Origin of the sequence: Rhodovulum visakhapatnamense (assembly GCF_004365965.1) — a bacterium.
GTDB lineage: Bacteria > Pseudomonadota > Alphaproteobacteria > Rhodobacterales > Rhodobacteraceae > Rhodovulum > Rhodovulum visakhapatnamense.
Genome location: NZ_SOEB01000012.1, coordinates 42,136 through 67,991 on the forward strand (window position 1 = coordinate 42,136; position 25,856 = coordinate 67,991).

At 68.2% G+C, this 25,856-nt stretch carries 27 protein-coding genes and 1 other RNA gene; 14 read left to right on the forward strand and 14 right to left on the reverse strand.

The genetic code is table 11. The annotated features are described in order from the left end of the window. The first annotated feature begins 20 nt into the window (after nt 1–20). The 5 genes from ftsH (at nt 21) to folD (ending at nt 5,746) form a co-directional block, all read left to right on the forward strand. Nucleotides 21–1,931: an ATP-dependent zinc metalloprotease FtsH gene (gene ftsH / locus EV657_RS12000; RefSeq protein WP_134078009.1), complete on the forward strand. Its 1,911-nt coding sequence runs from the start codon at nt 21–23 to the stop codon at nt 1,929–1,931. Nucleotides 1,932–1,984: 53 nt separating this feature from the next. After that, the gene (locus EV657_RS12005) at nt 1,985–2,713 is read left to right on the forward strand and encodes a methyltransferase domain-containing protein (RefSeq protein ID WP_425057255.1); all 729 of its coding nucleotides are present in this window, start codon (nt 1,985–1,987) and stop codon (nt 2,711–2,713) included. A 74-nt stretch (nt 2,714–2,787) separates the two neighbouring features. After that, entirely contained in the window at nt 2,788–4,464 is a 1,677-nt protein-coding gene (locus EV657_RS12010; protein WP_113669301.1) for a formate--tetrahydrofolate ligase, read from the forward strand. A gap of 74 nt (nt 4,465–4,538) precedes the next feature. Beyond that, nucleotides 4,539–4,847 carry a chorismate mutase gene (locus EV657_RS12015; protein WP_075785438.1) on the forward strand — a complete coding sequence of 103 codons (309 nt, stop codon included), beginning with the start codon at nt 4,539–4,541 and terminating at the stop codon, nt 4,845–4,847. Beyond that, complete coding sequence (gene folD / locus EV657_RS12020) at nt 4,844–5,746, forward strand: bifunctional methylenetetrahydrofolate dehydrogenase/methenyltetrahydrofolate cyclohydrolase FolD (RefSeq protein ID WP_113669300.1); 903 nt, start codon at nt 4,844–4,846, stop codon at nt 5,744–5,746. The genes EV657_RS12015 and folD overlap by 4 nt, the downstream gene beginning before the upstream one ends. On the opposite strand, the gene EV657_RS12025 is transcribed toward folD, so the two are convergent. From EV657_RS12025 to EV657_RS21895, 11 genes are all read right to left on the reverse strand, one after another. Next, nucleotides 5,743–6,189 (reverse strand): PaaI family thioesterase, encoded by a 447-nt coding sequence (locus tag EV657_RS12025; protein ID WP_113669299.1) that lies wholly within the window; start codon nt 6,187–6,189, stop codon nt 5,743–5,745. The two genes, folD and EV657_RS12025, sit on opposite strands and share 4 nt — an antisense overlap. 53 nt (nt 6,190–6,242) lie before the next feature. Further along, nucleotides 6,243–6,905 (reverse strand): ligase-associated DNA damage response endonuclease PdeM, encoded by a 663-nt coding sequence (gene pdeM / locus EV657_RS12030; protein ID WP_134078011.1) that lies wholly within the window; start codon nt 6,903–6,905, stop codon nt 6,243–6,245. Between the two features lie 51 nt (nt 6,906–6,956). Then, nucleotides 6,957–9,359 (reverse strand): ligase-associated DNA damage response DEXH box helicase, encoded by a 2,403-nt coding sequence (locus tag EV657_RS12035; protein ID WP_134078012.1) that lies wholly within the window; start codon nt 9,357–9,359, stop codon nt 6,957–6,959. Between the two features lie 43 nt (nt 9,360–9,402). After that, nucleotides 9,403–9,840, reverse strand: coding sequence for a D-aminoacyl-tRNA deacylase (gene dtd / locus EV657_RS12040; protein ID WP_113669297.1), 438 nt, complete (start codon nt 9,838–9,840; stop codon nt 9,403–9,405). Next, on the reverse strand, nt 9,837–10,763 hold the full coding sequence (locus tag EV657_RS12045; RefSeq protein WP_134078013.1) for a carbohydrate kinase family protein: 927 nt from the start codon (nt 10,761–10,763) through the stop codon (nt 9,837–9,839). Before EV657_RS12045 ends, dtd begins: the two co-directional genes overlap by 4 nt. A 68-nt stretch (nt 10,764–10,831) precedes the next feature. Continuing rightward, nucleotides 10,832–11,920, reverse strand: a complete 1,089-nt coding sequence (locus EV657_RS12050; protein WP_134078015.1) for a TFIIB-type zinc finger domain-containing protein — start codon at nt 11,918–11,920, stop codon at nt 10,832–10,834. Nucleotides 11,921–11,927: 7 nt separating this feature from the next. After that, nucleotides 11,928–13,058: an SPFH domain-containing protein gene (locus EV657_RS12055; protein WP_113669294.1), complete on the reverse strand. Its 1,131-nt coding sequence runs from the start codon at nt 13,056–13,058 to the stop codon at nt 11,928–11,930. 81 nt (nt 13,059–13,139) lie between these two features. Next, nucleotides 13,140–14,015 (reverse strand): DUF2927 domain-containing protein, encoded by an 876-nt coding sequence (locus EV657_RS12060; RefSeq protein ID WP_134078080.1) that lies wholly within the window; start codon nt 14,013–14,015, stop codon nt 13,140–13,142. A 97-nt stretch (nt 14,016–14,112) separates the two neighbouring features. Next, nucleotides 14,113–15,294 (reverse strand): toxic anion resistance protein, encoded by a 1,182-nt coding sequence (locus tag EV657_RS12065; RefSeq protein WP_113669292.1) that lies wholly within the window; start codon nt 15,292–15,294, stop codon nt 14,113–14,115. Then, complete coding sequence (locus EV657_RS21890; protein ID WP_113669291.1) at nt 15,291–16,205, reverse strand: 5-bromo-4-chloroindolyl phosphate hydrolysis family protein; 915 nt, start codon at nt 16,203–16,205, stop codon at nt 15,291–15,293. The genes EV657_RS12065 and EV657_RS21890 overlap by 4 nt, the downstream gene beginning before the upstream one ends. Nucleotides 16,206–16,370: 165 nt before the next feature. Next, the gene (locus EV657_RS21895) at nt 16,371–17,369 is read right to left on the reverse strand and encodes a pseudouridine synthase (RefSeq protein WP_134078017.1); all 999 of its coding nucleotides are present in this window, start codon (nt 17,367–17,369) and stop codon (nt 16,371–16,373) included. Between the two features lie 75 nt (nt 17,370–17,444). On the opposite strand from EV657_RS21895, the gene EV657_RS12080 reads away from it, so the two are divergent. After that, nucleotides 17,445–17,897, forward strand: a complete 453-nt coding sequence (locus EV657_RS12080; protein ID WP_075785449.1) for a nucleoside deaminase — start codon at nt 17,445–17,447, stop codon at nt 17,895–17,897. A 77-nt stretch (nt 17,898–17,974) separates the two neighbouring features. Here the strand turns inward: EV657_RS12080 and EV657_RS12085 are convergent, their stop codons facing one another. Then, a complete protein-coding gene (locus EV657_RS12085; protein ID WP_113669288.1) occupies nt 17,975–18,667 on the reverse strand; it encodes a metal-dependent hydrolase in 693 nt (230 codons plus the stop codon). Between the two features lie 111 nt (nt 18,668–18,778). On the opposite strand from EV657_RS12085, the gene EV657_RS12090 reads away from it, so the two are divergent. Next, entirely contained in the window at nt 18,779–19,441 is a 663-nt protein-coding gene (locus EV657_RS12090) for a ceramidase domain-containing protein (RefSeq protein WP_113669287.1), read from the forward strand. A 77-nt stretch (nt 19,442–19,518) separates the two neighbouring features. Here the strand turns inward: EV657_RS12090 and EV657_RS12095 are convergent, their stop codons facing one another. Together EV657_RS12095 and purU are read right to left on the reverse strand one after the other, a co-directional pair. Next, entirely contained in the window at nt 19,519–19,800 is a 282-nt protein-coding gene (locus EV657_RS12095; protein ID WP_133260390.1) for a hypothetical protein, read from the reverse strand. Between the two features lie 227 nt (nt 19,801–20,027). Beyond that, a complete protein-coding gene (gene purU, locus EV657_RS12100) occupies nt 20,028–20,888 on the reverse strand; it encodes a formyltetrahydrofolate deformylase (protein ID WP_075785452.1) in 861 nt (286 codons plus the stop codon). Nucleotides 20,889–21,121: 233 nt separating this feature from the next. Between purU and gatC the strand changes: the two genes are divergently transcribed. The 7 genes from gatC to rpmG all read left to right on the forward strand — a co-directional run bounded on the left by gatC (nt 21,122) and on the right by rpmG (nt 25,832). Next, entirely contained in the window at nt 21,122–21,409 is a 288-nt protein-coding gene (gene gatC, locus EV657_RS12105) for an Asp-tRNA(Asn)/Glu-tRNA(Gln) amidotransferase subunit GatC (protein ID WP_075785453.1), read from the forward strand. Between the two features lie 4 nt (nt 21,410–21,413). Continuing rightward, the gene (gatA, locus tag EV657_RS12110) at nt 21,414–22,895 is read left to right on the forward strand and encodes an Asp-tRNA(Asn)/Glu-tRNA(Gln) amidotransferase subunit GatA (protein ID WP_134078018.1); all 1,482 of its coding nucleotides are present in this window, start codon (nt 21,414–21,416) and stop codon (nt 22,893–22,895) included. A 46-nt stretch (nt 22,896–22,941) separates the two neighbouring features. Beyond that, entirely contained in the window at nt 22,942–23,595 is a 654-nt protein-coding gene (locus EV657_RS12115; RefSeq protein ID WP_243837575.1) for a hypothetical protein, read from the forward strand. 4 nt (nt 23,596–23,599) lie between these two features. Beyond that, nucleotides 23,600–24,289, forward strand: a complete 690-nt coding sequence (locus tag EV657_RS12120) for an N-acetylmuramoyl-L-alanine amidase (protein ID WP_425057256.1) — start codon at nt 23,600–23,602, stop codon at nt 24,287–24,289. Nucleotides 24,290–24,301: 12 nt separating this feature from the next. Beyond that, an RNA gene (rnpB, locus tag EV657_RS12125) (RNase P RNA component class A) lies at nt 24,302–24,679 on the forward strand. Nucleotides 24,680–24,818: 139 nt separating this feature from the next. Continuing rightward, nucleotides 24,819–25,535 (forward strand): DUF533 domain-containing protein, encoded by a 717-nt coding sequence (locus EV657_RS12130; protein WP_134078024.1) that lies wholly within the window; start codon nt 24,819–24,821, stop codon nt 25,533–25,535. Between the two features lie 129 nt (nt 25,536–25,664). Continuing rightward, nucleotides 25,665–25,832 carry a 50S ribosomal protein L33 gene (gene rpmG, locus EV657_RS12135; protein ID WP_042459900.1) on the forward strand — a complete coding sequence of 56 codons (168 nt, stop codon included), beginning with the start codon at nt 25,665–25,667 and terminating at the stop codon, nt 25,830–25,832. The last annotated feature ends 24 nt before the right edge of the window (nt 25,833–25,856 follow it).

Below are 25,856 nucleotides of genomic sequence, written 5' to 3' on the forward strand. Positions count from 1 at the left end.
CGAAATTCAAGGAGTACGCCTTGGGCAACGCGCGACAAATCGCCTTCTGGGTCGTCCTGTTCCTGCTGATCCTGGCCCTGTTCAATCTGTTCAGCGGCGGGCAGGGGACGATGTCCTCGCACACCATCAGCTATTCCGAGTTCCTGCGCAATGTCGATGCGGGCGAGGTTTCCAGCGTCACGCTGGACGGCGAGCGCGCGGTGATCCGCGAGTCCGATGGCTCCACCGTCACCGCAATCGTGCCGCGCGGCACCGACGTGACCGAGCAATTGCTGGCCAAGAACGTCGATGTCCGCGCCGAGCCGCAGGAACAGAACGGGCTTCTGGCCTATATCGGCACGCTTCTGCCCTTCATCATCCTGATCGGCATCTGGATCTTCCTGATGAACCGCATGCAGGGCGGCGGGCGCGGCGGCGCGATGGGCTTCGGCAAGTCCAAGGCCAAGCTTCTGACCGAAAAGCATGGCCGCGTCACCTTCGACGACGTGGCGGGCATCGACGAGGCCAAGGAAGAGCTGGAAGAGATCGTCGAATTCCTGCGCAACCCGCAGAAGTTCAGCCGTCTCGGCGGCAAGATCCCGAAAGGCGCGCTGCTGGTCGGCCCGCCCGGCACCGGCAAGACGCTGCTCGCGCGCGCCATCGCGGGCGAGGCAGGCGTGCCCTTCTTCACCATCTCGGGCTCGGACTTCGTGGAAATGTTCGTGGGCGTCGGCGCCAGCCGTGTGCGCGACATGTTCGAACAGGCCAAGAAGAACGCCCCCTGCATCGTCTTCATAGACGAAATCGACGCCGTGGGCCGGTCGCGCGGCGTGGGCTATGGCGGCGGCAATGACGAACGCGAACAGACGCTGAACCAGCTTCTGGTCGAGATGGACGGCTTCGAGGCCAACGAGGGCATCATCATCGTCGCGGCCACCAACCGCCCCGACGTGCTGGACCCCGCGCTGTTGCGTCCCGGCCGGTTCGACCGTCAGGTGCAGGTGCCCAACCCCGACATCAAGGGCCGCGAGAAGATCCTGGGCGTTCATGCCCGCAAGGTGCCGCTGGGCCCCGATGTGGATCTGCGCATCATCGCGCGCGGCACGCCGGGCTTCTCGGGCGCGGATCTCGCGAACCTCGTCAACGAAGCGGCTCTGATGGCCGCGCGCGTCGGTCGGCGTTTCGTGACGATGGAAGATTTCGAGAACGCCAAGGACAAGGTCATGATGGGCGCCGAGCGGCGGTCCATGGTCATGACCGAGGACGAGAAGAAGCTGACCGCCTATCACGAGGGCGGTCATGCCATCGTCGGCCTCAATGTCCCGCAGCACGACCCGATCCACAAGGCCACGATCATCCCGCGCGGTCGTGCGCTGGGTCTGGTGCTGAGCCTGCCCGAACGCGACCAGCTGTCGGTCAGCTACACCAAGTACAAGTCCAAGATCGCGATGGCGATGGGCGGGCGCGTGGCCGAAGAGCTGATCTTCGGCAAGGAGAACGTGACCTCGGGCGCGTCCTCGGACATTCAGCAGGCGACCCGGATCGCCCGGGCGATGGTCACGCAGTTCGGCTTTGACGACGAGTTGGGCTATGTCGATTATGCCAACGAGCAGGACAGCTATCTGGGGTCCTATAACAGCGGGCCGAAGCATTCGACCGCGACCCAGAAGATCATCGACGACAAGGTCAAGGCGCTGGTCGACGAAGGCTATCAGACCGCCAAGCACATCCTGACCGAAAAGCGCGAAGATCTCGAACGGCTGGCCCAGGGGCTTCTGGAATACGAGACCCTCACCGGCAGCGAGATCGCCAAGGTGATCGCGGGCGAGCCGCTGAACCGGGGCGATGACGACACGCCGTCCTCGACAGGCGGCGACACGCCCTCGGTCACGGCGATCCCGAAGACCAAGCCCCGGCCCAAGTCGGGCTTTGAACCCGAGCCGCAGGCGTGAGCCCTCACGGCTTTGAAGACTGGAACCCCGGAACCTACGCAAGGTTCCGGGGTTTGCGTTTGCGCCCGGCGCTGGATCTGCTGGCGCAGGTACCCGAGCTGCCCGAGGGCGGCGTCGTCGATCTGGGCTGCGGCAATGGCGCGGTCGCGGGCGCGCTGCGCATGCGGTTTCCGCGTGCGACCCTGACCGGGGTCGACAGCTCGCCCGCCATGCTGGACGAGGCCCGCGTCCCGGGGCTTTACGACCGTCTGATCGAGGCCGATGCCGCAACATGGACCCCCGAGGCGCCGGTCGCGCTGATCTTTTCCAACGCGCTCTGCCACTGGCTGCCCGATCATGCCGGGCTTTTCGCGCGCCTGGCGCGCGCGCTGGGGCCGGGGGGCACGCTGGCGGTGCAGATGCCCCGCCAGTTCGCCGCCCCCTCGCATGCTCTGATGCGCGAGATCGCCGCGCGCTGCTTTCCCGACCGGTTCGACTTTTCCGGCTGGGTGCCGCCGGTCGCCGAAGCCGCGGCCTATGCCCGGATTTTGGCGCCGCTGGGCACCGTTTCGGCCTGGGAGACGTCCTATGTGCAGCGGCTCGACCCCGCGGCCGACGGCCATCCGGTGCGCCGCTTTACCGAGGCGACGGCGTTGCGCCCCTTTGCGGCCAAGCTCGACGGCGACGAACTGGCCGCGTTTCTGACCGAGTACGAGACCGCGCTGGACCTGGCCTATCCCGCCGCGCCGGATGGCAGCGTTCTCTTTCCATTCACCCGCGTATTCTTCACCCTCACCGTCTGATCGTCGAGGGTTCTGGCCCTCGCCGGGTGCAGCCGCTATCTGTTGGCAAAACGGAAAACGCGGGAGGATCGGCCATGGCCCCGAAGACGGATATCGAGATCGCACGCACCGCCGAAAAGCGCCCGATCCAGGAGATCGGCGCCAAGCTGGGCATTCCGCCCGAGGCGCTTCTGCCCTACGGCCACGACAAGGCCAAGGTCACGGCCGAGTTCATCGCGGGCCTCGAGGACCGGCCCGAGGGACGGCTGATCCTGGTGACCGCGATCAACCCGACGCCTGCGGGCGAGGGCAAGACGACGACCACGGTCGGCCTTGGCGACGGGCTGGCCCGGCTGGGCCACAAGACGGCGATCTGCATCCGCGAGGCCTCGCTGGGCCCCTGTTTCGGCATGAAGGGCGGCGCGGCCGGCGGCGGCTATGCCCAGATCGTGCCGATGGAGGACATGAACCTCCATTTCACCGGCGATTTCCACGCGATCACGGCGGCGCATAACCTGCTGGCCGCGATGATCGACAACCATATCTACTGGGGCAATGCGCTGGGCATCGACCAGCGCCGGGTCACCTGGCGCCGGGTGATGGACATGAACGACCGGGCGCTGCGCGACATCGTCTGTTCGCTGGGCGGGCCGTCGAACGGCTATCCGCGCGAGACCGGGTTCGACATCACCGTCGCCTCCGAGGTCATGGCGATCCTGTGCCTGGCCACCGACCTTGCCGATCTGCAGCGGCGGCTGGGCGAGATCATCATCGGCTATACCCGCGACCGGGCGCCCGTGCATGCGCGCGAGCTGAAGGCCGACGGGGCGATGACGGTGCTGCTGCGCGACGCGATCCAGCCCAATCTGGTTCAGACGCTGGAACATACCCCCGCCTTCGTCCATGGCGGCCCCTTCGCCAATATCGCCCATGGCTGCAACTCGGTCATCGCCACGCGCACGGCGCTGCGGCTGGCCGATTACGTGGTGACCGAGGCAGGGTTCGGGGCCGATCTGGGCGCCGAGAAATTCATGAACATCAAGTGCCGCAAGGCGGGGCTTGCGCCCGCGGCGGTGGTTGTGGTGGCCACGGTCAAGGCGCTGAAGATGAATGGCGGCGTCGCCAAGGACGATCTGAAGGCCGAGAATGTGGCGGCAGTCCGGACGGGCTGTGCCAATCTCGGCCGCCATATCGAGAATGTCCGGTCCTTCGGGGTGCCGACAGTGGTCGCCATCAACCATTTCGCGGGCGATACCGAGGCCGAGATCGCAGCCGTGCAGGACTATGTGCGCGGGCAGGGGACCGAGGCGATCCTGTGCCGCCACTGGGCCGAGGGCGGCGCAGGCATCGAGCCGCTGGCGCGCAAGGTCGTGGCGCTGGCCGAGACCGACCATCACAGCTTTGCGCCGCTTTATCCCGACGAGATGGGTCTCTTCCACAAGATCGAGACCATTGCCCGCCGGATCTACCGCGCCGATCACGTGGTGGCCGACCAGAAGATCCGCGACCAGTTGACCGCCTGGGAAGAGGCGGGCTATGGCCATCTGCCGGTCTGCATGGCCAAGACCCAGTATTCCTTCTCGACCGATCCGGCGCTGACCGGCGCCCCCGAGGGCTTCGACGTGCCGGTGCGCGAGGTGCGGCTGGCCGCCGGGGCGGGCTTCGTGGTGGCGATCTGCGGGCGGATCATGACCATGCCCGGCCTGCCGCCCGAACCCGCGGCCCATTCCATCGGTCTGAATGCCGAGGGCCAGATCGAGGGGCTGTTCTGAGGCGCTGCCGCATTGCGGCGCGCGGGCAGGCGGGGTAACACGCGAACCAGACGTACCGGAAGTCGAGAGGCCCCATGATTCCCCCCCAGACCTGCCGCAGCATGGACGAGCTTCGCCCACAGATCGACGCGCTCGACGCGCGTCTGGTCGGGCTTCTGGCCGAGCGCGCCCGCTATATCGACCGCGCCGCCGAGTTGAAGGCCGCCGCGGGTCTGCCTGCGCGGATCGACGACCGGGTCGAGGAGGTGGTGGCCAATGTTCGGGCGCGGGCCGGGGCAGAAGGGCTCGACCCCGATCTTGTCGAGACGCTGTGGCGGACGCTGATCGAATGGTCGATCGGGCGCGAAGAGCGGGCCCTGGGGGCCAAGGAGGTACGGGGATGACTGCGACACGCATTGACGGCAAGGCCTTTGCCGCCGGGATCCGCGAGAAGGTCGCGGCCCATGTGGCCCGGCTGAAGGCCGATCACGGGCTGACCCCCGGCCTTGCCGTGGTTCTGGTGGGCGAAGACCCGGCCAGCCAGGTCTACGTCCGCAACAAGGGCGAACAGACCCGCGAGGCCGGAATGGCCTCTTTCGAACATCGCCTGTCGGTCGACACCTCCGAGCCGGACCTGCTGGCGCTGATCGACCGGCTGAACGCGGACCCCTCCGTGCACGGGATTCTGGTGCAACTACCGTTGCCGGCGCATATCGGTGAGGCCAAGGTCATCAATGCGATCGACCCGGCCAAGGATGTGGACGGCTTTCACATTTCGAATGTCGGGCTGCTGGCGACGGGGCAGAAGTCGATGGTGCCCTGCACCCCTCTGGGCTGTCTTCTGATGCTGCGCGATACTCTGGGTTCGCTCTCGGGGCTGAACGCCGTCGTCGTCGGGCGCTCGAACATTGTCGGCAAGCCGATGGCCCAGCTGCTGCTGGCTGACAGCTGCACGGTGACCGTCGCCCATTCGCGCACCCGCGACCTGCCCGAGGTCTGCCGTGGCGCCGATATCCTGGTGGCCGCCGTGGGGCGCCCGCAGATGATCCCGGGCGACTGGGTCAAGCCCGGCGCGACGGTGATCGATGTCGGCATCAACCGGGTTCCCGCGCCTGAAAAGGGCGAGGGCAAGACCCGGCTGGTCGGCGATGTCGATTTCGCCAGCGCGGCCGAGGTGGCGGGCGCCATCACGCCGGTGCCGGGCGGGGTCGGACCGATGACCATTGCCTGCCTGCTGGCCAATACCGTGACCGCCTGCTGCCGCGCCAACGGCCTGCCCGAACCCGAGGGCCTGACCGCCTAAAGCGGGATTGGCACCATCGTTCCGGTGAAACTGGCCACATGGGTCCGACCCTGGCCGGGACGGTCGCCGGTTTCGGCAAAGACCTCGGAGCGGACGACGAACAGCCGCCTGCCGGTCTTGACCACCGATCCGGTCGCGATCAGCCGGTCGCCAAGCGCCGGGGCCAGCAGGTGGATGCCGGCCTCGCTGGTCAGCACGTCATGGTCGGGCGGCATCAGGCTCAGCGCCGTGTAACCCGCGGCGCTGTCGGCCAGCGCGAAGGTGAAGGCGGCATGGGCCGCCCCGATCTGCTGGCCGAACTGGGGCCTGATCGGCGCCGAGATCGCCACGGTTCCCGGTGCGACCGATACCAGCCCGGCCCCAAGGGTCGACATCATCGCCTGCCGGGCGAAACTCTCGCGGACGATGGCCTCGAAGTCTGGATTTCTGGGCGCGTGCTGCATGGACTCTCCCTGCACCGGTACGGGATCGACGCTAGCTTGGGCGATCTTCGCTGTCACGCCCGCATGGGCAGGGCCAGCGCCTTCGGCCCGGTCAGGATCGCCAGCGCATCGGCGCCCATCAGCGCGTCCAGCACCGGGGCGTGCGTCGCAAGCCCGCCCGTATAGGCGCCGAAGGCGGGCAGGATCGCGCGCCTGCAGTCGACCAGGAAACAAGGCCGTGCCACGCTCTGCCCGCCCAGCCGCCGCCGCATCTTCGGGTGATAATGCCCCGAGACCTCGCCCTCGGCCTCTCGCTCGGCGATATGGCGAAACCTGAGCGGCCCCAGCGCCAGCTCTGCCAGGGCAGTGCCGCCCAGATCGGGCGGGGCCGGGTCGTGATTGCCCGAGATCCAGATCCAGCGACGTCCGGCCATCAGCGCCGTCAGCCGGTCGGTTGCGGGCTCGGGCAGATCGCGGGCCGCGTCGTCATCGTCGAAGCTGTCGCCGAGGCAGATGACCGTGCGGGGCGCCAGCGCCTCGATCTCGGCGGCCAGCCGGGTCAAAGTCTCGTGGGTGTCATAGGGCGGCAACAGGGCGCCCGCGCGCCGCGCCAGCCGGTCGGCCTTGCCCAGATGCAGGTCGGACACGGCCAGCAGCCGTTCGGCCTCCCACCAGAGCGCGCCGGAAGCGCGGGCGGTCAGGACGGTTCCGGCCAGCGGGAAAGGATGTTCGTTCATGCTTTGTTTCAACCGCATCCGCCTCCTGGAGGCAAGGGCGAAGTCCTCGCTTCAACTCAGACCGGCGGCCGTCATCAGCCGGGCGGCGGCTTCGTCGATCAGACGCTGTTCGGCCGCGCCCTTCACCGGAACCCGCCCGGCTTCCAGAAACAGCGGTGCGGCCAGCGGCGAGACGCGGTCAAGGCGCCGGTGGTCGATCCGGCCGCGCACGCGGGCCAGCATCGCCTCGATCCGGCCGAAATCGACGAGCCCCTTCATTGCCTCCTCGCGCGTGATCTCGAGCAGAACGTGATCGGGGTCGTAGCGCATCAGCGTGTCGTACAGGATGTCGGACGAAAAGGTGGCCTGCCGCCCTGTCTTGCGCTGCCCGGGCAGGTTTCGCTCGATCAGACCGGCAATGACGGCGGATGTTCGAAATGTGCGCTTCATGACCGCATTTCCAGCGAGCCAGCCAGCAAAGGCTGTATATAGCTCGTTCGAATCCATCAAGTCAGAGGGGGCGTCAACCGGCTCGAGCCCCCAGATCAGCGTGGCATAGTCCGAGGCGACGAAGCTAATCGGCGCCAGTCCGGCGGCTTCCATCCGCCGGGTCAGCAAAAGGCCCAGGGTCTGCTGTGCGTTCCGCCCCGCGAAGCCGTAGACGCATAGATGCTGGCGGCCCTCATAGGGGAAGGTCTCGATCAGCAGGCGGTCGCGCTCGGGCAGGGCCGAGACCCTGCGCTGCAGCGCCAGCCAGTCGGCGGTATGGGCGGGCAGGCCGGGCCAGTCTTCGGCCCGGAACATCGCCAGGATGCGCTTGGCCAGACGCGTTGAGGTGGCGAACTTGGTTCCGGCGAAAACCGCGATCTTCGGGTCGCGGCCGGGGCTGCGACTGACCTCGACCACCATCTCGCGGAGCGCTTCATAGCGCACGACCTGGCCGCCGATCAGGAAGGTGTCGCCCGGGGTCAGAGTCGCGGCGAAGGCCTCTTCGACCTCGCCGAGCGGCGCGCCGCCGCGCGCGGGCCGCAGCCGCACCTTCAGGGTCTCTTCCTCGACGATGGTGCCAAGGTTCATCCGGATGCGTTGGGCTGCGCGCGGGTCGCGCAAGCCCCAGTGGCCATCGGGCGCCTGTTTCAGCCGCTGCCAGCGGTCATAGGCCCGCAGCGCGTAGCCGCCGGTGGCCGCGAAGTCGAGGCAGGCGTCGAATCGGGGCCGCGTGAGGTCGGCATAGGGCCCGGCCGAACGCACCTCGGCGAACAGGGCCTCGGCGTCGAACGGACCCGCGGCGGCGGTGGCCAGAATGTGCTGGCACAGCACGTCGCGGGCGCCGGGGCCGCGCGGCTCGCCGTCCAGATCGCCCGCGCGCACAGCGTCGAGTGCCGCCATGCATTCGACCACCTCGAAGCGGTTCGCGGGCACAAGCAGGGCCTTCGACGGGGCGTTATAGCGGTGATTGGCGCGGCCGATCCGCTGCACCAGCCGCTTGACGTTCTTCGGCGCGCCGACCTGGATCACCAGATCGACATCGCCCCAGTCGATCCCGAGATCGAGCGACCCGGTGCAGACGACAGCCCGCAGCCGCCCCTCGGTCATTGCCGTCTCGACCTTCTCGCGGGCCTCGCGCGACAGGCTGCCATGGTGGATCGCGATCGGCAGGGCATCCTCGTTGGCCAGCCACAGATCGCGGAAGAACAGTTCGGCCTGGGCGCGGGTGTTGTGAAAGATCAGCGTCGTGCGGTGGCGTGCGATCTGATCCAGCACCGCCGGGATGGCGTGGCGCCCGCCACCCCCGGCCCAGGGCGGCGGCGCGCTCGTGTCCAGCATGGCGATGTCGGGTGGCGGGCCCGGATCGGCGGTCAGGATCTCGCAGGGCGCGCCCGTCGGGGCCAGAAAGCTTGCCAGCGCGGGCGGGTCCTCGACCGTGGCCGACAGCCCGACGCGGCGGAGCCCGGGGCAGAGGCTCTGCAGCCGCGCAAGGCCCAGCGTCAGCAGATCGCCGCGCTTCGACTCGGCCAGCGCATGGAGTTCGTCGACGATGACGCGGCGCAGCCCGGCGAAGATCCGCGGCGCGTCCTCGTAGCTGAGCAGCAGCGCCAGACTTTCGGGCGTGGTCAGCAGGATATGCGGCGGGTCGGCGCGCTGGCGGCGACGACGGGCCTGCGAGGTGTCGCCGGTGCGATCCTCGACGCGGATCGGCAGGCCCATCTCCTCGATCGGGCGGCCAAGGTTGCGGCGGATGTCGGCGGTCAGCGCCTTCAGCGGTGAAATGTAGAGAGTGTGCAATCCATGTGCGGAATTTTCTGAAATCTCGACCAAAGAAGGTAGAAAACCTGCAAGCGTCTTGCCGCCCCCCGTGGGCGCGATCAGCAGCAGCGACGGGGCGTCGGCCCGGGTCAGCATCGCGGTCTGATGCGGATGCACGGTCCAGCCCCGGGCGGCGAACCAGTCGGCGAAGGGCGGGGGCAGGGCCATCGACGTCTCCGGTGGGCGGCCGGTCAGGCGGGGTCGGGCGCGGTCATGCCTCGATCCAGATCGTCACCGGACCGTCATTGACCAGCGAGACCTTCATGTCGGCCCCGAACCGCCCGGTTGCGACCGGCACGCCTTCGGCGGCCAAGGCCTCGGCGAAACGCAGATACAGCCGTTCGCCCTCGGCCGGAGGGGCCGCATGCGAAAAGCCCGGGCGGTTGCCGCTGGAGGTATCGGCGGCGAGGGTGAACTGGCTGACGACCAGCGCCGCGCCGCCGGTATCGAGGACCGAGAGGTTCATCTTGTCGGCCGCGTCGCGAAAGATCCGCATCCGCGAGATGCGGCGGGCGAGCTTGTCAGCCTCGGCTTCGGTGTCGCCCGCCATGGCGCAAACGAGGATCATCAGCCCCGGCCCGATCTCGCCGAGACAGGCGCAATCGACCCGGACCGCGGCCTCGCTGACTCGCTGGACCAGCGCCCTCATGCCAGGTCCGCCGCCCAGGGCGGGTTGGCGCCCGCGCGCGCGACGGTGACGGCGGCGGCGCGGATCGCCAGATCCAGCGCGGCCTTCAGCTCCGCCCCCGGCACCCCGTCAGCAAGCGCGTCGCGGTCGAGCCTGCCCGCCCGGGCCAGCCCGGCCAGCAGCCCGGCATTGAAGGTGTCGCCCGCGCCCACGGTATCGACGACCTGCACGGGCGGCGCCGGCACGTGGCATTCGGCCCCGGCGCTCAGCGCATCGGCGCCCCCGGCGCCCCGGGTCAGCAGCACCAGCCGCGGTCCCCGGGTCAGAAGCCCCCGCGCCAGATCGCGCGCGTCCCCCGGACCCTCGAGCCAGTGCAGATCCTCGTCCGAGATCTTGAGAATGTCGGCCGCGGCGATCATCCGCGCGATCCGGGCGCGATAGGCGGGCACGTCGGCGATGAAGCCGGGCCGGATATTGGGGTCCAGCATGGTCACCCGCGCCCCGGCCTCGCGCAGGAACAGCGCCTCATAGGCGCTGCCGCAGGGCTCGGCCATCAGCGAGATGCCGCCGCAGAACAGCGCGCGCACCGACGCGGGCAGGGCGGGCAGGTCGGCGGGTGTCAGCATCCGCCCGGCCGTCGCCTCGTCATAGAAGGCATAGCGCGCGTGACCGTCGACCAGCGTCACGAAGGCCAGGGTGGTCGGCCGGTCCGAGCGCAGGCAAAGCCCGGTCTCGACCCCCGAGGCGGCCAGAGCCTCGGCAAGCTGGGTGCCGAAAAGATCGGTCGAGAGGCCTGCGAGAAAGCCGGTCGGCGCCCCCAGCCGGCCAAGCGCGATCGCGGTGTTGAAGACCGCGCCGCCCGCATGCGGGGCGAAAGCGGGCTCGCCCTCGGTGCTGGTCCGGGGCAGCATGTCGATCAGGGCCTCGCCCGCGCAAAGGATCATGGTCGGCTCGCCTCGCTCTGTCGGGGTCAGGCTAGCGCGCGGACCCGGTGGGTGCAAACGGGCATCGCCTACTGCTGCAGCGCGGCCAGATAGCCGATCCCGGCCGCCAGCGCGAGACCCAGCACCACGGCAATGGCGATCTTCCAGGCCGACCAGGGCCGTTCGCCCCGAACCCGGCCGCTGCGTCCGTTGACGACGAAGCGGTAGGTCTTGCCGCGATAGCGGTAGGCGGCCAGCCAGACCGGCAGCAGAACATGCTTGAAGGTGACCGCCGAAACCTGGGTCTCGAGCCGGTCGATCCGCTGGCTGTCGCCGCCGATGTCGAACATCACGTCGCGGCGGATCACCCGGTCCATGGTCCGGCGCGCCTCGGCAAAGCCGGTTTCCAGATCGACCGTGTAGCCTTCGGCCCGGAAGCCCGCCAGATACTGCGGCCGGTAGGGCAGCATCAGCGACAGGTCCCAGGGTTCGAGCGCGTCGGTATAGCGTTTCGGAAGGCTGGCCGAGGCCAGAACCAGCACGTCGTCGAAGAACCGCGCGACCCGGCCCGAAACCGGGGTCCAGCGGATCTTCTGCACCTGCACCGTCTCCGACCGGCCCTCGCGCATCACCCGGCGGGTTTCGTGATAGATCGTGCCCCGCGCGCCGCTGTACTGAGATCTCGTGTCGGCATCGAAGGTCCAGTACGGGACGTAGATGCCCTCCATCCGGCGGCCCTTGCGGGCATAGGCCTGCAACCCGTTCGGCGCGAACCAGAGCCGCCCCAGCCAGTCGGTCATTGCCTTGTGCGCCTCGGCCTCGGACAGCGCGAAGGGCAGCACGCCCTTGGGCTTGATCCGCCGCTGAACCCCGGTTCCGGTGACGACGGGGGTCGCGCAGAACGGGCATTCGGCGGCATGGGTGGCCTCGTCCATCTCGAACTCGGCGCCGCAATTGGGGCATTTGATCTGCCGGACGTCCTGCATCTCGGCCCCCGGCAGCGCCGCGTCGAGCGCCGCGCGGTAGTCCAGCTCGGCCAGCGGCGCGTCCCAGGGGCCGGTGCCCTCGACGGGCTCCTCATGGCCGCAATGGTCGCAGATCAGCCGACCGTCCTCGGGAGAGAATCGCAGGTCTGCCCCGCACTGGTCGCAGGGAAAGCGGTGGTCGGGGGCGGTCATCCCGGGCTCAGACCCCGGGCGGGGGCGGTGGCGGGGCGACGGTGAAAAGCCGGGCAAGCTCGGGCACCTCTTCGGCGCGCTTCCAGCCGTCCTGGCCCTGGGTCCAGACAAAGCTGTCGCGGCGGAAGCTGCCCTCGCCCGCCATCCGTCCCAGCCGGGCCATCGAGAACGGCCCCGAGGTCTGGCCGTTCTCGGCGATGTGCCAGACATGTTCGACCGGCGGCGGGGGCGGGGGGACCGGCATCGCGGCCTCGGCCGCCGGGCTGCGCGGCACCGCGCCCCAGGGGCCGGTCTGGGCGACGCTCTGGGCCATCGCCATGCCCAGGCCCGCGCCGATCCCCGCCGCCATGCCGCCGCCCGCGGGGCTTTGGGCGGCCTCGGTCATGGCTTCGGCCGCGGAATACTGGGTGTAGCGGCCCAGATCGCCCGCGATCCCCATCGAGGTGCGCTTGTCCAGCGCCTTTTCGACCTCGGGCGGCAGGCTGATATTCTCGATGTAGAATTCGGGCATGGTCAGGCCGTAGGCCTCGAGCGTTTTCGACACCTCGCCCGAAATCAGCTTGCCCAGATCGGCGGTGTTGGCGGCCATGTCCAGCACCGGGATACCGGAGGCCGCGATCACGCGGGAAAACTCCTGCACGATGATGTTGCGGATCTGAAAGCCGATCTCGTCCATGGTGAATTCGCCATCGGTGCCGACGATCTCGACCATGAAGCGGGCCGGGTCGGTGACGCGGACCGTATAGCTGCCGAAGGCGCGGATCCGGGTCGGGCCGAATTCGGGGTCGCGCAGCATCACCGGGTTCTTGGTGCCCCATTTGAGGTCGGTGAAGCGGGTGGTGTTGACGAAGTAGACTTCCGACTTGAAGGGAGACCGGAAGCCGTGATCCCAGTGCTGCAGCGTGGTCAGCACCGGCATGTTGTTGGTTTCCAGCATGTAGAGGCCGGGCGTGAACACGTCGGCCAGCTGGCCCTCATGAACGAAGACCGCCGCCTGACCCTCGCGCACTGTCAGTTTGGCGCCGTACTTGATGGCATGGCCCTCGCGTTCGAACCGCCAGACCATGGTGTCGCGGGTGTCGTCGACCCAGTGGATGACGTCGATGAACTCGCCGGAGAGAAAGTCGAAAATGCCCATGGGTCAGGTCCTCCGTGGTGTCCGGGTCAAACTATAGGGCCGGTGCCGGACGCGGCCATGCCGGGCGCCAGAGCGCATGCCTCAGGCGTCGCCCCCCATCAGCTCGGCCGCCATCTGCTCGACGATGGGGCGGGCCTCGGCCGGGGTCATGCCCGGGCGCAGGCGCCGGTCGTAAAGCATCTTCAGCAGCAATTCGTCATGGGGCGTCAGCAGCGCGAATTCCTCGTCGTCGTTGAAGATCGACGGGCGTACCGAGGGGTTGTCATTGGCCAGCCCCAGCCCCTGGGACAGTTCCTCATGCACGCAGGATTGGCGCAGGCGGTCGGGATGTTCGCCGCGGATCACGGCGACGGCGCTGGAGTAGGTGCTGGACTCGCCCTTCGAGAAGGCCAGCACCAGGCAGAAAGTCGATCGCGGCATCACGGCGATCGTGCTTTGGGCGGCGACGTCGATGCCCGGGATCAGACGTTCGAGGTCGCCACCCAGGCGGCGGCGCTCGTCCTCATTGACGATGAAGACCTGAAAATTGGCCTGTTCGGGGCTGGTCACCCACATCGGCATCCCGGTCACCCGCGCCAGCCGCCGGACATAGGCCGCGATCTCGGCCCGGTCCCGGGTGCGCTGGGCGGCCGGGATCGTTGCGCCGAAGGTGATGCCAAAGCGGACGGGTTGTTCCCAGCGCCGGAGCCGGCTTTCGGTCTCGCGCGCCACCAGATGCCCGCCGCGGCTGACATATTCGTCGAACAGCGCGATCCGCACGAAATTCTCGACCAGCGCGCGGCGGGTGAAAGGCACATCGGTCTCGCCGCCATCGGTCCGCAGCAGGCCGCGCGACAGAAGATCGGCCTGCACCCGGGCGTAATGCCGGGCCAAAGCCTGGCTGTCGGGCGAAAGCTCCGGCTGCACCGCTTCGGCGGGGCGGGCGGCGGGCCGTGTCTCAGGCGGCGCGGGCGCCATCTGACAGCCGGCCAACGCCACGGCAAGGGCGCTGGCCAGCGCCCCCGGCCCGAGCCCCGGCCGAAAGGAAGGGCGCGATTTCGGCGTCACGATGCGGTCAGGCCTCCGGCAGGGCGCCGGCGCCCTGCGCCCGCGACTTGGCGGAGGCGAGGGTGTCGCGCAGCTCTGCCTCCATCTTTTTCAGATCGTCCTCGGCCTGGGCGCGCCGGGTCTTGCCCTCGTCGGCAATGGTCAGGCTTTCCTGGATCGTCGCGATCAGATCGGCATTGGCCTTCTTGACCGCCTCGATGTCGAACACGCCCCGTTCCATTTCCTCGCGCACGGTCCTGTTGGCCTGGCGCAGGTTGGCGGCATTGGCGGTCAACAGCTCGTTGGTCAGGTCGCTGGCCTCGCGGACCGCCAGCGCGGCCTCTTTCGAGCGCTGGATGGTGACCGCCTGCGCCAGCTGGGTTTCCCAAAGCGGCACGGTATTGACCAGGGTCGAGTTGATCTTGCTGACCAGCGACTTGTCGTTTTCCTGCACCAGCCGGATCGAGGGCAGCGACTGCATCGTCACCTGGCGGGTCAGCTTGAGGTCATGCACCCGGCGTTCAAGATCGTCGCGCGCGGCGCGCAGGTCGCGCAGCTCCTGCGCCCGGATCACCTGATCGGCCTCGGGGGCCGCGGCGACCTCGGCCTCCTTGGCGGGGATCTCGGTGGCGTCGAGAGCTTTCAGCTTCTCTTCGCCCGCGGCGATGTAAAGCGCGAGCTCGTCGTAGAAATCGAGGGTCTTCTCGTAAAGCTTGTCGAGCGACTTGATGTCCTTCAGCAGCGTGTGTTCATGGGTCAGCAGCCGGTCGGTGATCGAGTCGATCTGGCCCTGAACCGTCTCGAATCGCGCGACGAACTTGGCGAAGGGCGCAGTGCGCCCCATCAGCTTTTCCCACCAGCTCGCCTCGCGCCGCACGTCGAGTTCGGACACCGAAAAGCCCCGGATCGTGGTCACGATCTCGCGGAGCGAGTCGCCTGCGGGCCCCACGTCCTTGTTGCGCACATCGGCCAGCATGGCCTGGCTGATGGTCTGCAACTCGGCCTGGGCACTGGACCCGAAACCGATGATCGAATTGCTGTCCGACATGTCGATCTCGGCCATGCGGGCGCGGATGGCGTCGGCCACCGGCGGCGCGGCGCCGTCCAGCGGGACCAGATCCCGGGCCGGTTCGGGCAGGACCGCCAATGTCACTTTTTCAACTTCGGCGACGTCCTGCGCCGCCTTCAGGCGATTGTTGTCCGAGCTCATGCATTCTCTCCCGAAATGGGCGCGACGGGCGCCGTGCGGATGCCGTCCCGTTGCAGCCGGTCGCGCAAGACTTCGATCTCGACGTCAAGATCGGTGCGGTCGTCCTGGATCAGTGCCCGGGTGCGGGCGGCGAAATTGTCCTCGAGATCGCCCAGAAGCGCCTCGTAATCCTGGCGGGCGGTGACATCGCGGGTGCGGGCGTAAAGATCGGCGAACTTCACGGTCGCATCGCGCGCGCCCAGCAGATAGACGACCAGATAGCGCCGGGCGGCGGTCAGATCGCGCGGGTCTTCCTCGACCGTGCGGAACATGTCGCGCACGACCGCCTGAAACCGTTCGACCCTCGCCTCGAGCCCGCGGTCGCCGGCGCGCCGGATCGCCTCGGACATGGTCGCCAGGTGCTTTTCGGCCTCTTCGATGGCGCGCGCCACGCGGTCCTGCTGAAAGCTGTCGATGCCTTCCATTCCCTTGTCGCCGAGCGGATCGAGGCCGAAGGCAAAGCTGTGGAGCGCGGTGCCCAAGACGGCATAGATCGCCGGGGTCAGCCAGTCGCCGCCGCCGATCCCCGCCAGCAAGAGCCCCGCGCCGGTGAGACCCGAGCCCAGGATCTTGCGCGGCAGCGCCGGGCGGCGGGCCACCTTGCGGGCGGCCCAGGCATCCTCGGCCCGCAGCCCCTCGCGGGTCAGCCAGGCGGCAAGGATCAGCACGCCGAAGGCGCCAAGCGTCAGTGCCAGCCCCGCCGGGTCGGAAAAGAAGGCGCGCGGCAAAAGCGGCAGGGGCGCGAAGAACATCGCATTGGCCCGGCCCGCGGCCCGTGCCGGACGCCGCCCCTGGAACGGATGGCGGGGCGGGGCGGCCGTCTCGGGGCCGGGCGTGCCGGGGCTGTAGCGGCCGCCGAACCGGTTGGCCATCACGCGCCCCCCATGACGGCCACGTAGAAGACCAGCGCGATCAGCAGGAAGAACGACAATTTCTGCAACCCGGTGCCCGACATGATCCCCTCTGTCTTCACGGCCTTCCCTTATACATGGGATGCGACGCGGCTGTTAAAAGCAAGTGTCGGCGGGTTTTGCCGATCAGCCGGGCGGAGCCTTGCCGCGCGGCCGCATCGGCCGTGCGGCGCCGGGCGTGCCTGCGCCCCGGGGCGGCTTTCGGCCCGCGACGCCGTCCGGCGTCTTGGCCGAAGCTGGCCCCTCCGACCGGCGCGGGGTCTTTGAGCCCGAAGGCTTCGGGCCGCCCGATTTGGCGCCCGGCTTTGACCCCGGGGTCTTGGGAGCACCTGGTTTTCCGGCGCCCGATCTGGGGCGGAGGGATCGCGGCCGGGCGGTTGCCTCGCCCTCGGGGCTTTCAAGACCCAGTTGGTCGCGCAGCACGCGGCCGCGGATTTCCTCGACCTCGCCCGCCTTCAAAGCGCCAAGCTGGAACGGGCCATAGCTGATCCGGATCAGCCGGTTCACGGTCAGTCCGACAGCCTCCATGGCGCGGCGGATCTCGCGGTTCCGGCCTTCGCGCAGGCCGACGGTCAGCCAGGCATTGGCGCCCTGCTGGCGGTCGAGCGTGATCTCCATCGGCCGGAAACTCTCGCCCGCGATGACGATGCCCTCGCGCAGCGGGGCAAGCGTGGCGTCTTCGGGCGTGCCCTTGACCCGGACGCGGTACTTGCGCAGCCAGCCGGTCGACGGCAGTTCCAGCCGCCGCTTGATGGCGCCGTCATTGGTCAGAAGCAGCAGGCCCTCGGAATTGAGGTCGAGCCGTCCGACCGACATGACGCGGGGCATGTCCTCGGGCAGCTTGTCGAAGACCGTCTCGCGGTCCTTCTCGTCCTTGGCGGTGGTCACGAGGCCCGCGGGCTTGTGATAGAGCCAGAGCCGCGGCCGGTCGGCCGCCGCCAGCGGGGCGCCGTCGACGGCGATCCGGTCGGCCGGCGTGACGTTCAGCGCAGGGCTTGCGATCCGGCGGCCGTTCACCGTCACCCGCCCGGCGGCGATCATCCGCTCGGCCTCGCGCCGCGACGCGAGCCCTGCCCGCGCCAGGATCTTGGCGATCCGCTCGCCCTCTTGTCCGGTCTTGTCCATGGGTGGGGTTTACGCCGGATCGCGGGGCGGGGGAAGCGGCTTGCGCGGGCGGCGGGGGCGCGGCATGAGGGAGAGATGAGCCCGTTTCGCAGCCATATGGACAGGGCGCTGGCCGAGGCCCGCGCAGCGGCACGGCGGGGCGAGGTGCCGGTGGGCGCGGTGGTGGTCGCGCCCGGCGGCCGGATCGTGGCGGCGGCGGGCAACCGGACCCGGGAACTGGCCGATCCGACCGCCCATGCCGAGATCCTGGCCCTGCGGGCGGCCTGTGCGGAGGCCCGGTCGGAACGGCTTCCGGGCTATGATCTTTACGTGACGCTGGAGCCCTGTCCGATGTGCGCCTCGGCCATCGGGCAGGCGCGGATCGCGCGGCTCTATTACGGTGCGGCAGATCCGAAATCGGGGGGCGTTGCGCATGGGGCGCGGGTTTTTGCGCACCCACAGAGCCACCATGTGCCGGAGGTCTATGACGGCATCGCGGAAGCCGAGGCCGAGGCCCTGCTGAAGGCGTTTTTCGCCCCGCGCCGGTGATCGGCGCGCGCGGGCCGCCGAAGGGCGCGATTTTTCTGCGAAAAATCGTGGTGGCCCGCGACGAGGCAGAGGAGGCCCTATAGCTCGATCGGCACCAGGACCTCGGGTTCGATCACCCGGACGCCGGGCAGGTTCTGCTTAAGCGCCTCGGCGGACTGCTCGAGAATCGGGAAGGTGCGGTAATGGCAGGGGATCACTGTCTTGAAATGGAAGAAAGTCCTGGCCGCATAGGCCGCACGCTTCATGTCCATGGTGAAATGCCCGCCAGCGCAAAGCAGCCCGATATCGGGTGCGTGCAGATCATTGAAGATCTCCATGTCCGCCATCACGTCGGTATCGCCGCTGACATAGATCACATGGCCCTCGCCCGCGATCATGAAGCCCGATTCGGTGCCGGTATAGACCGGGCCATCGGGGCCCTGGACCGAGGAGGAATGGGTGGCGTTCACCATTGTCACCGCCACATTGCCAAGCCGGACCGTCCCGCCCTTGTTGAAGCCGATTACCGCGATCCCCTCGCGGGACTCCCACCAGCTCATCAGATCGAAGATGCCGACCGCCGGGATCGACAGCTCGCGCGCGATGGCGATGGTGTCCGCGACATGATCGAAATGGCCGTGCGTGACCAGGACATGGGTCGCGCCGCCGATGGCCTCGGCCCGCCGCTCTTCGGGGAACATCGGATTGCCCACGAGCCAGGGGTCGATCAGCAGGATCTGGTCCTCGATCTCGATACGGAAGCCGGAATGCCCGAGCCAGGTGATCTTCATGTCGCGTTCTCCTCTGCCGCGCCGCCCCCGCCCCCGGGTTTCCCCCTTTGCCGCGCTGGCCGCGTGCTCCATGATTGCCGGGAAAAGTAACAGAGCGGAGCCGGTATGCCCATGGACTGGACGCGACAGATCGACGCCTATTGCGAGCGGACCGATTTCACCTTCTGGGCCGAACCGGTGAATGCCGCGACGAATGCCGCATTCGTTCTGGCCGCACTGGTGATGTGGCGCCGCTGTGACGGGATGCCGTTGGGCCGCGCGCTGGCGGCGGTGCTGGCAGTGATCGGCGTCGGCAGCTTTCTCTTTCACACCCTGGCGACCGAATGGGCCTCTATGGCCGATGTCCTGCCGATCCTCTGTTTCATTCTGCTTTATGTCTTCGTGGCCAACCGCACCTATTGGGGCCTCGGGCTCTGGCCCGCGCTGGGGCTGACCGCGCTCTTCTTTCCCTATGCCGCCGTCACGGGCCCACTGTTCGGGCGCCTCGGCTGGCTTGGATCGTCGGCGGGCTATGCGCCGGTCGCGCTGTTGATCCTCGTCTATGCGCTGGCTCTGGTCCGCCGCCTTCCAGAGGTCGCAGCGGGGCTTGGCCTTGGCGTTGGCTTGCTGGCGGTCTCGCTCACTTTCCGCACCATCGACCTGCCGGTCTGCGCGGCGCTGCCGCTCGGGACGCATTTCGTCTGGCATCTTCTGAACGCAGTGATGCTGGGGTGGATGATCGAGGTTTACCGGCAGCATGTGCGGCGCGCGTCCAGGGGGGCCGTCCCGGGCTGAGATCCCTCAGATTCCGGTCCTGCGGACCGGCATCGGACCGGATGCGCACCGACCGGGCAGGGCCGACGGGCTGCCGGTCAGATCCGGCGGTGCCGCCGACCCGGCAGGTCCGATCTGTCGAGATGCCTCGCGATCCGGCATTCCTGCAGAAATGTCAGTGCCCGCGAGCCCTTGAGCGCCGCCGCGATCTCGGCTTCGGGAACGTCGGCCTCGATCGCAAGAATGGCAAGAGGGATACGCGTTCCTCTGATACGCTCCAGCACATCCATGCCCGACATCTCCTCCAGCGCGGGATCAAGGCAGCATGGCACAGTCTTCAGTAGAATTAAAACGTGAGATTTTAAAAAACAGACATCCAAGAACGCCACCTCCTGTTAATGTCATATAAAATAATGCCCCATCTCGCTCTGCAAGTCTGGCATTCCGGAGCGAAAAACGGATTGCTGGCGCAAACGCCGCAAATTGCAAAAGGTTAAAATGGAATTGTTGGACAAATTCCCCCTTCTTCGGAAGGGGAGGTCTGCGGCCCGGGCATCGGTCGACCCGCCGGAGGGACGGTTCCTCCGGCGAATCGCTGTCCCGGGCGTCAGCCGGGCATGAAGACGACGGTTTTGTGACCGTTCAGCAGAACCCGGCGCTGTAGATGCAGCCGCACCGCCCGCGCGAGCACCCGGCTTTCGATATCGCGCCCGACCGCAACGTAATCCTCGGCCGAGAGGGCATGGTTCACGCGCTCGGTCTCCTGCTCGATGATCGGCCCCTCGTCGAGATCGGCGGTCACGAAATGCGCCGTCGCGCCGATCAGTTTGACCCCGCGCTCATGCGCCTGGTGATAGGGTTTCGCGCCCTTGAAGGACGGCAGGAACGAGTGGTGGATGTTGATCACCCGGCCCGACAGCGCGCGGCTCAGCTTGTCCGAAAGCACCTGCATGTAGCGCGCCAGAACCACCAGCTCGGCCCCGGTTTCCTCGACCAGGTCGAGCACTTTCCTTTCCTGCTCGGCCTTCGTGTCCTTCGTCACCGGCCAGCAATAATAGGGAATGCCTGCCGCCTCGGCCGTGGCGCGGCTGTCTTCGTGGTTCGAGACCACGGCGACCACGTCGGCCTCCATCCAGCCGACCCGGATCTGATAGAGAATATGCAGCAGCGCATGGTCGAATTTCGATACCATCAGGATGATCTTCGGCCGCCGTTCGGCATCGACCACCTCGGCGTCCATGCCGTAGCCGTTGATGGCGGGGGCCAGTCGGGCGCGGATCGCCTCGGCCTCGGACGGGGCCTGCGTGTGGAACGCGACCCGCATGAAGAACCGGTTGCTTTCGGGATCGCGGAACTGGGCGCTGTCCTGGATGTTGCCACCAAGCGCGGTGACCGCATTCGCGACGGTGGCGACGATCCCGGGCTGGTCGTCGCAGGTGAGCGTCAGGATGAAATGTGTCGAGGCCATCGGCGGAATCCTTGCCTGAATGTCTTGAACGCGCGTTTCGGCGCCTTGCGTTATGGAGAAAGGCCCGGCGCGAGTGCAAGCGCCATTCCCCCGACGCCGCTTTGCGTCCCGCCCGCGACATTGCCTGTCGCCTTGCGGGGCTGGGGGGCTCGGCCCCCGGGCGCGCTCTTGCAGCATGCGCGGCAGACGGCTAAACGCGGGGACGAATTTCACGAGCACGGAAAGGCGGCCCCATGTCCATCGACATCGACACCGCGCGGCGGGTGGCGCACCTCGCCCGGATCGCCGTTCAGGAAGACGACCTGCCGGCGCTGGCGCAGGAACTGTCGGGCATCCTGACCTTCATGGAACAGCTGAACGAGGTCGACGTGACCGGCATCGAGCCGATGACCGGTGTCACCCCGATGCGGCTGAAACGCCGCGCGGATGTGGTGACCGACGGCGAGATGCAGGACCGGATCCTGGCCAATGCGCCCGATGCGCGCGAGGGCTTCTTCGCGGTTCCCAAGGTGGTGGAGTAACGCCATGAGCGATCTGACCAGGCTGACCATTGCCGAGGCGCGCGACGCGCTGCGCAAGGGCGAAACCACTTCGGTCGCGCTGACCGAGGCGTATCTTTCGGCCATCGACGGCGCGGGAGCGCTGAATGCCTTCGTCCACAAGACCCCCGAGATCGCGATGGACCAGGCCAGGGCCGCCGATGCCCGGATTGCGTCGGGCGAGGCGCCCGCGCTGTGCGGCATGCCGCTGGGGATCAAGGATCTGTTCTGCACCAGGGGCGTGGCCTCGCAGGCCGCCTCTAAGATCCTCGAGGGCTTCCGGCCCGAATACGAATCGACCGTGACCCGGAATCTCTGGGATGCGGGCGCGGTCATGCTGGGCAAGCTCAACATGGACGAGTTCGCCATGGGCTCGTCGAACGAGACCAGCACCTATGGCAACGCGGTCAATCCCTGGAAGGTCGACGACCGGCAGCTGACGCCGGGCGGGTCTTCGGGGGGCTCGGCTTCGGCCGTTGCCGCCGATCTCTGCATGGCGGCGACCGGTACCGATACCGGCGGCTCGATCCGTCAGCCCGCGGCCTTCACCGGCATCGTCGGTATCAAGCCGACCTATGGGCGCTGCTCGCGCTGGGGGATCGTGGCCTTTGCCTCGTCGCTGGATCAGGCCGGGCCGATGACCAGGACGGTGCGCGACGCCGCCATCATGCTGGGCGCCATGTCGGGCCATGACCCGAAGGATTCGACCAGCGCCGACATTCCGGTCCCGGATTTCGAATCGATGCTGACCGGCGACATCCGCGGCAAGACCGTCGGGATCCCGAAGGAATACCGCATGGACGGCATGCCCGCCGAGATCGAGAAGCTCTGGGCCGACGGCAGTGCGATGCTGAAGGATGCAGGCGCCGAGATCGTCGAGATCAGCCTGCCGCACACCAAATACGCGCTGCCCGCCTATTATGTGATCGCGCCGGCCGAGGCGTCCTCGAACCTCGCGCGCTATGACGGCGTGCGCTATGGCCACCGGGCCAAGCTGGGGCAGGGCGACGGCATCGTGCAGATGTACGAAAAGACCCGCGCCGAGGGTTTCGGCAAGGAGGTCCAGCGCCGGGTGATGATCGGCACCTATGTGCTGTCGGCGGGTTTCTACGACGCCTATTACAACCGCGCCCGCAAGGTCCGCGCGCTGATCAAGCGCGATTTCGACGAGGTTTTCGCAGCCGGCGTCGATGCGATCCTGACGCCCGCGACGCCTTCGGCCGCTTTCGGTCTGGGCGAGATGGCCGATGCCGATCCGGTGGCGATGTATCTCAACGACGTCTTCACCGTGACCGTGAACCTCGCCGGTCTGCCGGGCATTTCGGTGCCCGCCGGGCTCGACCAGCAGGGCCTGCCGCTGGGGCTTCAGCTGATCGGCCAGCCCTGGGGCGAGGGCGATCTGCTGAACACCGCACATGTTCTTGAGCGGGCCGCGGGATTTGTTTCCAAGCCCGAGAAATGGTGGTAAGGCGCGCCGGATCACTGGGATCGAAACCACGAGCAGGATGGACCCGATGCGTGCCGTGACCTCCGCGATTGCGCTTCTGGCGCTGGCCGCGTGCAATACGCAACTGCCCGATTCCGCGGCCGGAGTCGGGTTCGACAACTACGCCGATTACAGCGCCCATCGCGAAGGCGTGCTGCAAGGCACCGTCTCGGCCCAGCCGCTTGATGCGGCGCCCGCGCAGGGCGTCGTGACCGAGATCACCGGCGGGCCGATTTCGGCGGTCGAGAGTTCCGATGCCACCGCCACGCCCGGCGTGCATGCTGAAAACCATGCCGGGATCTCGGACGAACAGAGCTTTGCCGCCGTCAGCGCCCGTGAATCCATCGCCAGCGACCGCCAGCGGCTGGAACAGCAGCGCGAGCAATACACCTTCATCCCGCCCGAGCCGCTGCCGCCCCGTCCGGGCGGCGATGGTGCCGGCATCATCGAATACGCGCTGAGCACCACCAATCCGCTTGGCCAGCCGGTCTACAAGCGCGGCCGTGCGGTGGCGCCCGAAACCCTGGCCCGGCGCTGCGCCAAGTACGGCTCGGACGATCACGCCCAGGAAGCCTTCCTCAAGAATGGCGGGCCCGAGCGCGACCGGCTGGGGATCGACCCCGATGGCGACGGCTTCGCCTGCTACTGGGATCCCTCGCCGTTCCGGCTTGCCGAAAGATAACCGCGTGACGCCGCTCTGGCGTCCCTCGCCCAATTGCGGCGCCCGGCGTGGCGGCGCGCGGCCCGACATGGTGGTGCTGCATTTCACCGCCATGGCCGATGCCGCGTCGGCGCTCGACCGGCTCTGCGATGCGGCCGCCGAGGTCTCGGCCCATTACCTGATCGCCGCCGACGGGCAGGTCGCCCAGCTTGTCGACGAGGCCGCGCGGGCCTGGCATGCCGGGGCCGGATGCTGGGGCGGGGTCGAGGACGTCAATTCCCGCTCGATCGGGATCGAGCTCGACAATCCGGGCGACCGGCCGTTCCCGGCGCCGCTGATGGCCGCGCTGGACGCGCTGTTGCCCGGCATCCTCGCGCGCTGGTCGATCCGGCCCGAACGGGTGATCGGCCATTCCGACATGGCGCCTGATCGCAAATGGGACCCGGGCCGGCGGTTCGACTGGCTGAGGCTCGCGCGGCAGGGGCTGGCGGTCTGGCCCGCGCCTGTCGACGACGTCGCCCCCGATGAGGCCGCCTTCCGCGAGGCGGCTACGGCCTTCGGCTATGGCGCGCGCTGGGACACGGGTCACGTGCTCGACGCGCTGCGCCAGCGGTTCCGGCCCTGGGCCGGAGGGCCGCTTGCGGTCGCCGACATGGCCGTCATCACGGATCTTGCCCGCCGCTTCCCCGTTGACCCGGGCGGCGCGGGCGCCTAGATCGGGCGTCGCGCGGATGGCTGGATGGCCGCGGGGGTGCAAGCCTTCGAGGAAAGTCCGGACTCCACGAAGCGACGGTGCCGGGTAACGCCCGGCGGGGGAAACCCCAGGGAAAGCGCCACAGAGAACAGACCGCCTCCGGTTTCGGAGGTAAGGGTGAAACGGTGGGGTAAGAGCCCACCGCGGGCCTGGCAACAGGACCGGCACGGCAAGCCCCACCGGGAGCAATGCCGAATAGGGACCCCGCGCAGGCTGGACCTGCAGGGCGGCTTCGGCCCAGGGGTCCGGGTTGGCAGCTTGAGCGTATCGGTAACGGTACGCCCAGAGGAATGGTCATCCAGGGGGCCTCGCGCCCCCGGACAGAATCCGGCTTACAGGCCATCCGCGCATATCGTCCTCGTCCCCGCCGTGAAACCGGCCCGGGCGTTCCGGCCGATTCCGCCTTGGCCGGTGCGGGAAAGCCTCTAGGTTGCAGGGGCGGGAAACGCGCATCTCCGCATAGCGGGATAGCAGAGGGACGGAAGACCGGATGAGTTTTGTCAGGACGATGGCCACCCTTGCCGTGGGCTTTGCCGCCGCCAAGGGGCTTGAGAAGTTCCAGAAGATGGGAGGCGGCGCCGGAATCGCCGATTCCGTGAAATCGGCCGCGACGCGGGCCGGGCTCGGCAGCCAGATCGGGCCGCTGCTGGAGCGGATGCAGGTGCCGGGCGGCGCCGCGGCGCTCAAGGAAAACGCCAAATGGCTGGGCGCGAAGGCGCGCGAGACCGGCGATCACGCGATGGTCGGGCTCGGCGGGCTGATGGCGGGTCTGGGCGGGGCCGCCTGGGCGGGCTCGGTCAATGCCCGGGATATCCTGAACGCGATGGGCGAGGTCTCGCCGCCCGACGTCTCGATGGAGAAGAACGCGCGGCTGCTGATCCGCTCGATGATCATGGCGGCCAAGTCAGATGGCGAGATCGACCCGGTCGAGCGCGCCGCGATCCTCGATGTCCTGGGCGATGCCTCCGAGGACGAGCGCGCCTTCGTCGAGGCCGAGATGGCCCGGCCCATCGACATCGAGGCGCTTGCGGCCGAGACCGGCACTCATCAGCGCACGGCGGTCTATGCGGCGGCGGTGGTGACGACCAGGGTCGACAGCCCGGCCGAGATCGCGCATCTTGACCGGCTGGCCGAGGCGCTGCATCTGGGCCGCGCCGCGCGCCAGCGGATCCACAAGGCGATGCGGTTGCCGCAGGTGCTGGCCTGAGACGCGCGCCCCCGGGGCGGGCCGGGACTGCAACGGCCAGAACCCGCTTGACTCGGGGGCGCGGATCGCTAAAACGCGGGCTTCAAGGAATTCACGGGCGGAACGCCGCCCGCGCGACGGAGATGAGACATGGCGAAGCCGACAACCATCAAGATCCGCCTGAACTCGACCGCGGGCACCGGCCATTTCTACGTGACCAAGAAGAACGCCCGCACCATGACCGAGAAGATGGTGGTCAAGAAATACGACCCCGTCGTGCGTCAGCACGTCGAATACAAGGAAGGCAAGATCAAGTGATCTAGCCGCCTCCGGAGGTTTCTC

Bases quoted from the DNA above. Each gene is read 5' to 3' on its own strand.
- EV657_RS12010 (WP_113669301.1), top strand. From the start codon at position 2,788: ATGGCCCCGAAGACGGATATCGAGATCGCACGCACCGCCGAAAAGCGC.
- EV657_RS12015 (WP_075785438.1), top strand. From the start codon at position 4,539: ATGATTCCCCCCCAGACCTGCCGCAGCATGGACGAGCTTCGCCCACAG.
- folD (WP_113669300.1), top strand. From the start codon at position 4,844: ATGACTGCGACACGCATTGACGGCAAGGCCTTTGCCGCCGGGATCCGC.
- EV657_RS12025 (WP_113669299.1), bottom strand. From the start codon at position 6,189: ATGCAGCACGCGCCCAGAAATCCAGACTTCGAGGCCATCGTCCGCGAG.
- pdeM (WP_134078011.1), bottom strand. From the start codon at position 6,905: ATGAACGAACATCCTTTCCCGCTGGCCGGAACCGTCCTGACCGCCCGC.
- EV657_RS12035 (WP_134078012.1), bottom strand. From the start codon at position 9,359: ATGGCCCTGCCCCCGCCCTTCGCCGACTGGTTCGCCGCCCGGGGCTGG.
- dtd (WP_113669297.1), bottom strand. From the start codon at position 9,840: ATGAGGGCGCTGGTCCAGCGAGTCAGCGAGGCCGCGGTCCGGGTCGAT.
- EV657_RS12045 (WP_134078013.1), bottom strand. From the start codon at position 10,763: ATGATCCTTTGCGCGGGCGAGGCCCTGATCGACATGCTGCCCCGGACC.
- EV657_RS12050 (WP_134078015.1), bottom strand. From the start codon at position 11,920: ATGACCGCCCCCGACCACCGCTTTCCCTGCGACCAGTGCGGGGCAGAC.
- EV657_RS12055 (WP_113669294.1), bottom strand. From the start codon at position 13,058: ATGGGCATTTTCGACTTTCTCTCCGGCGAGTTCATCGACGTCATCCAC.
- EV657_RS12060 (WP_134078080.1), bottom strand. From the start codon at position 14,015: ATGGCGCCCGCGCCGCCTGAGACACGGCCCGCCGCCCGCCCCGCCGAA.
- EV657_RS12065 (WP_113669292.1), bottom strand. From the start codon at position 15,294: ATGAGCTCGGACAACAATCGCCTGAAGGCGGCGCAGGACGTCGCCGAA.
- EV657_RS21890 (WP_113669291.1), bottom strand. From the start codon at position 16,205: ATGGCCAACCGGTTCGGCGGCCGCTACAGCCCCGGCACGCCCGGCCCC.
- EV657_RS21895 (WP_134078017.1), bottom strand. From the start codon at position 17,369: ATGGACAAGACCGGACAAGAGGGCGAGCGGATCGCCAAGATCCTGGCG.
- EV657_RS12080 (WP_075785449.1), top strand. From the start codon at position 17,445: ATGAGCCCGTTTCGCAGCCATATGGACAGGGCGCTGGCCGAGGCCCGC.
- EV657_RS12085 (WP_113669288.1), bottom strand. From the start codon at position 18,667: ATGAAGATCACCTGGCTCGGGCATTCCGGCTTCCGTATCGAGATCGAG.
- EV657_RS12090 (WP_113669287.1), top strand. From the start codon at position 18,779: ATGGACTGGACGCGACAGATCGACGCCTATTGCGAGCGGACCGATTTC.
- purU (WP_075785452.1), bottom strand. From the start codon at position 20,888: ATGGCCTCGACACATTTCATCCTGACGCTCACCTGCGACGACCAGCCC.
- gatC (WP_075785453.1), top strand. From the start codon at position 21,122: ATGTCCATCGACATCGACACCGCGCGGCGGGTGGCGCACCTCGCCCGG.
- gatA (WP_134078018.1), top strand. From the start codon at position 21,414: ATGAGCGATCTGACCAGGCTGACCATTGCCGAGGCGCGCGACGCGCTG.
- EV657_RS12115 (WP_243837575.1), top strand. From the start codon at position 22,942: ATGCGTGCCGTGACCTCCGCGATTGCGCTTCTGGCGCTGGCCGCGTGC.
- EV657_RS12130 (WP_134078024.1), top strand. From the start codon at position 24,819: ATGAGTTTTGTCAGGACGATGGCCACCCTTGCCGTGGGCTTTGCCGCC.
- rpmG (WP_042459900.1), top strand. From the start codon at position 25,665: ATGGCGAAGCCGACAACCATCAAGATCCGCCTGAACTCGACCGCGGGC.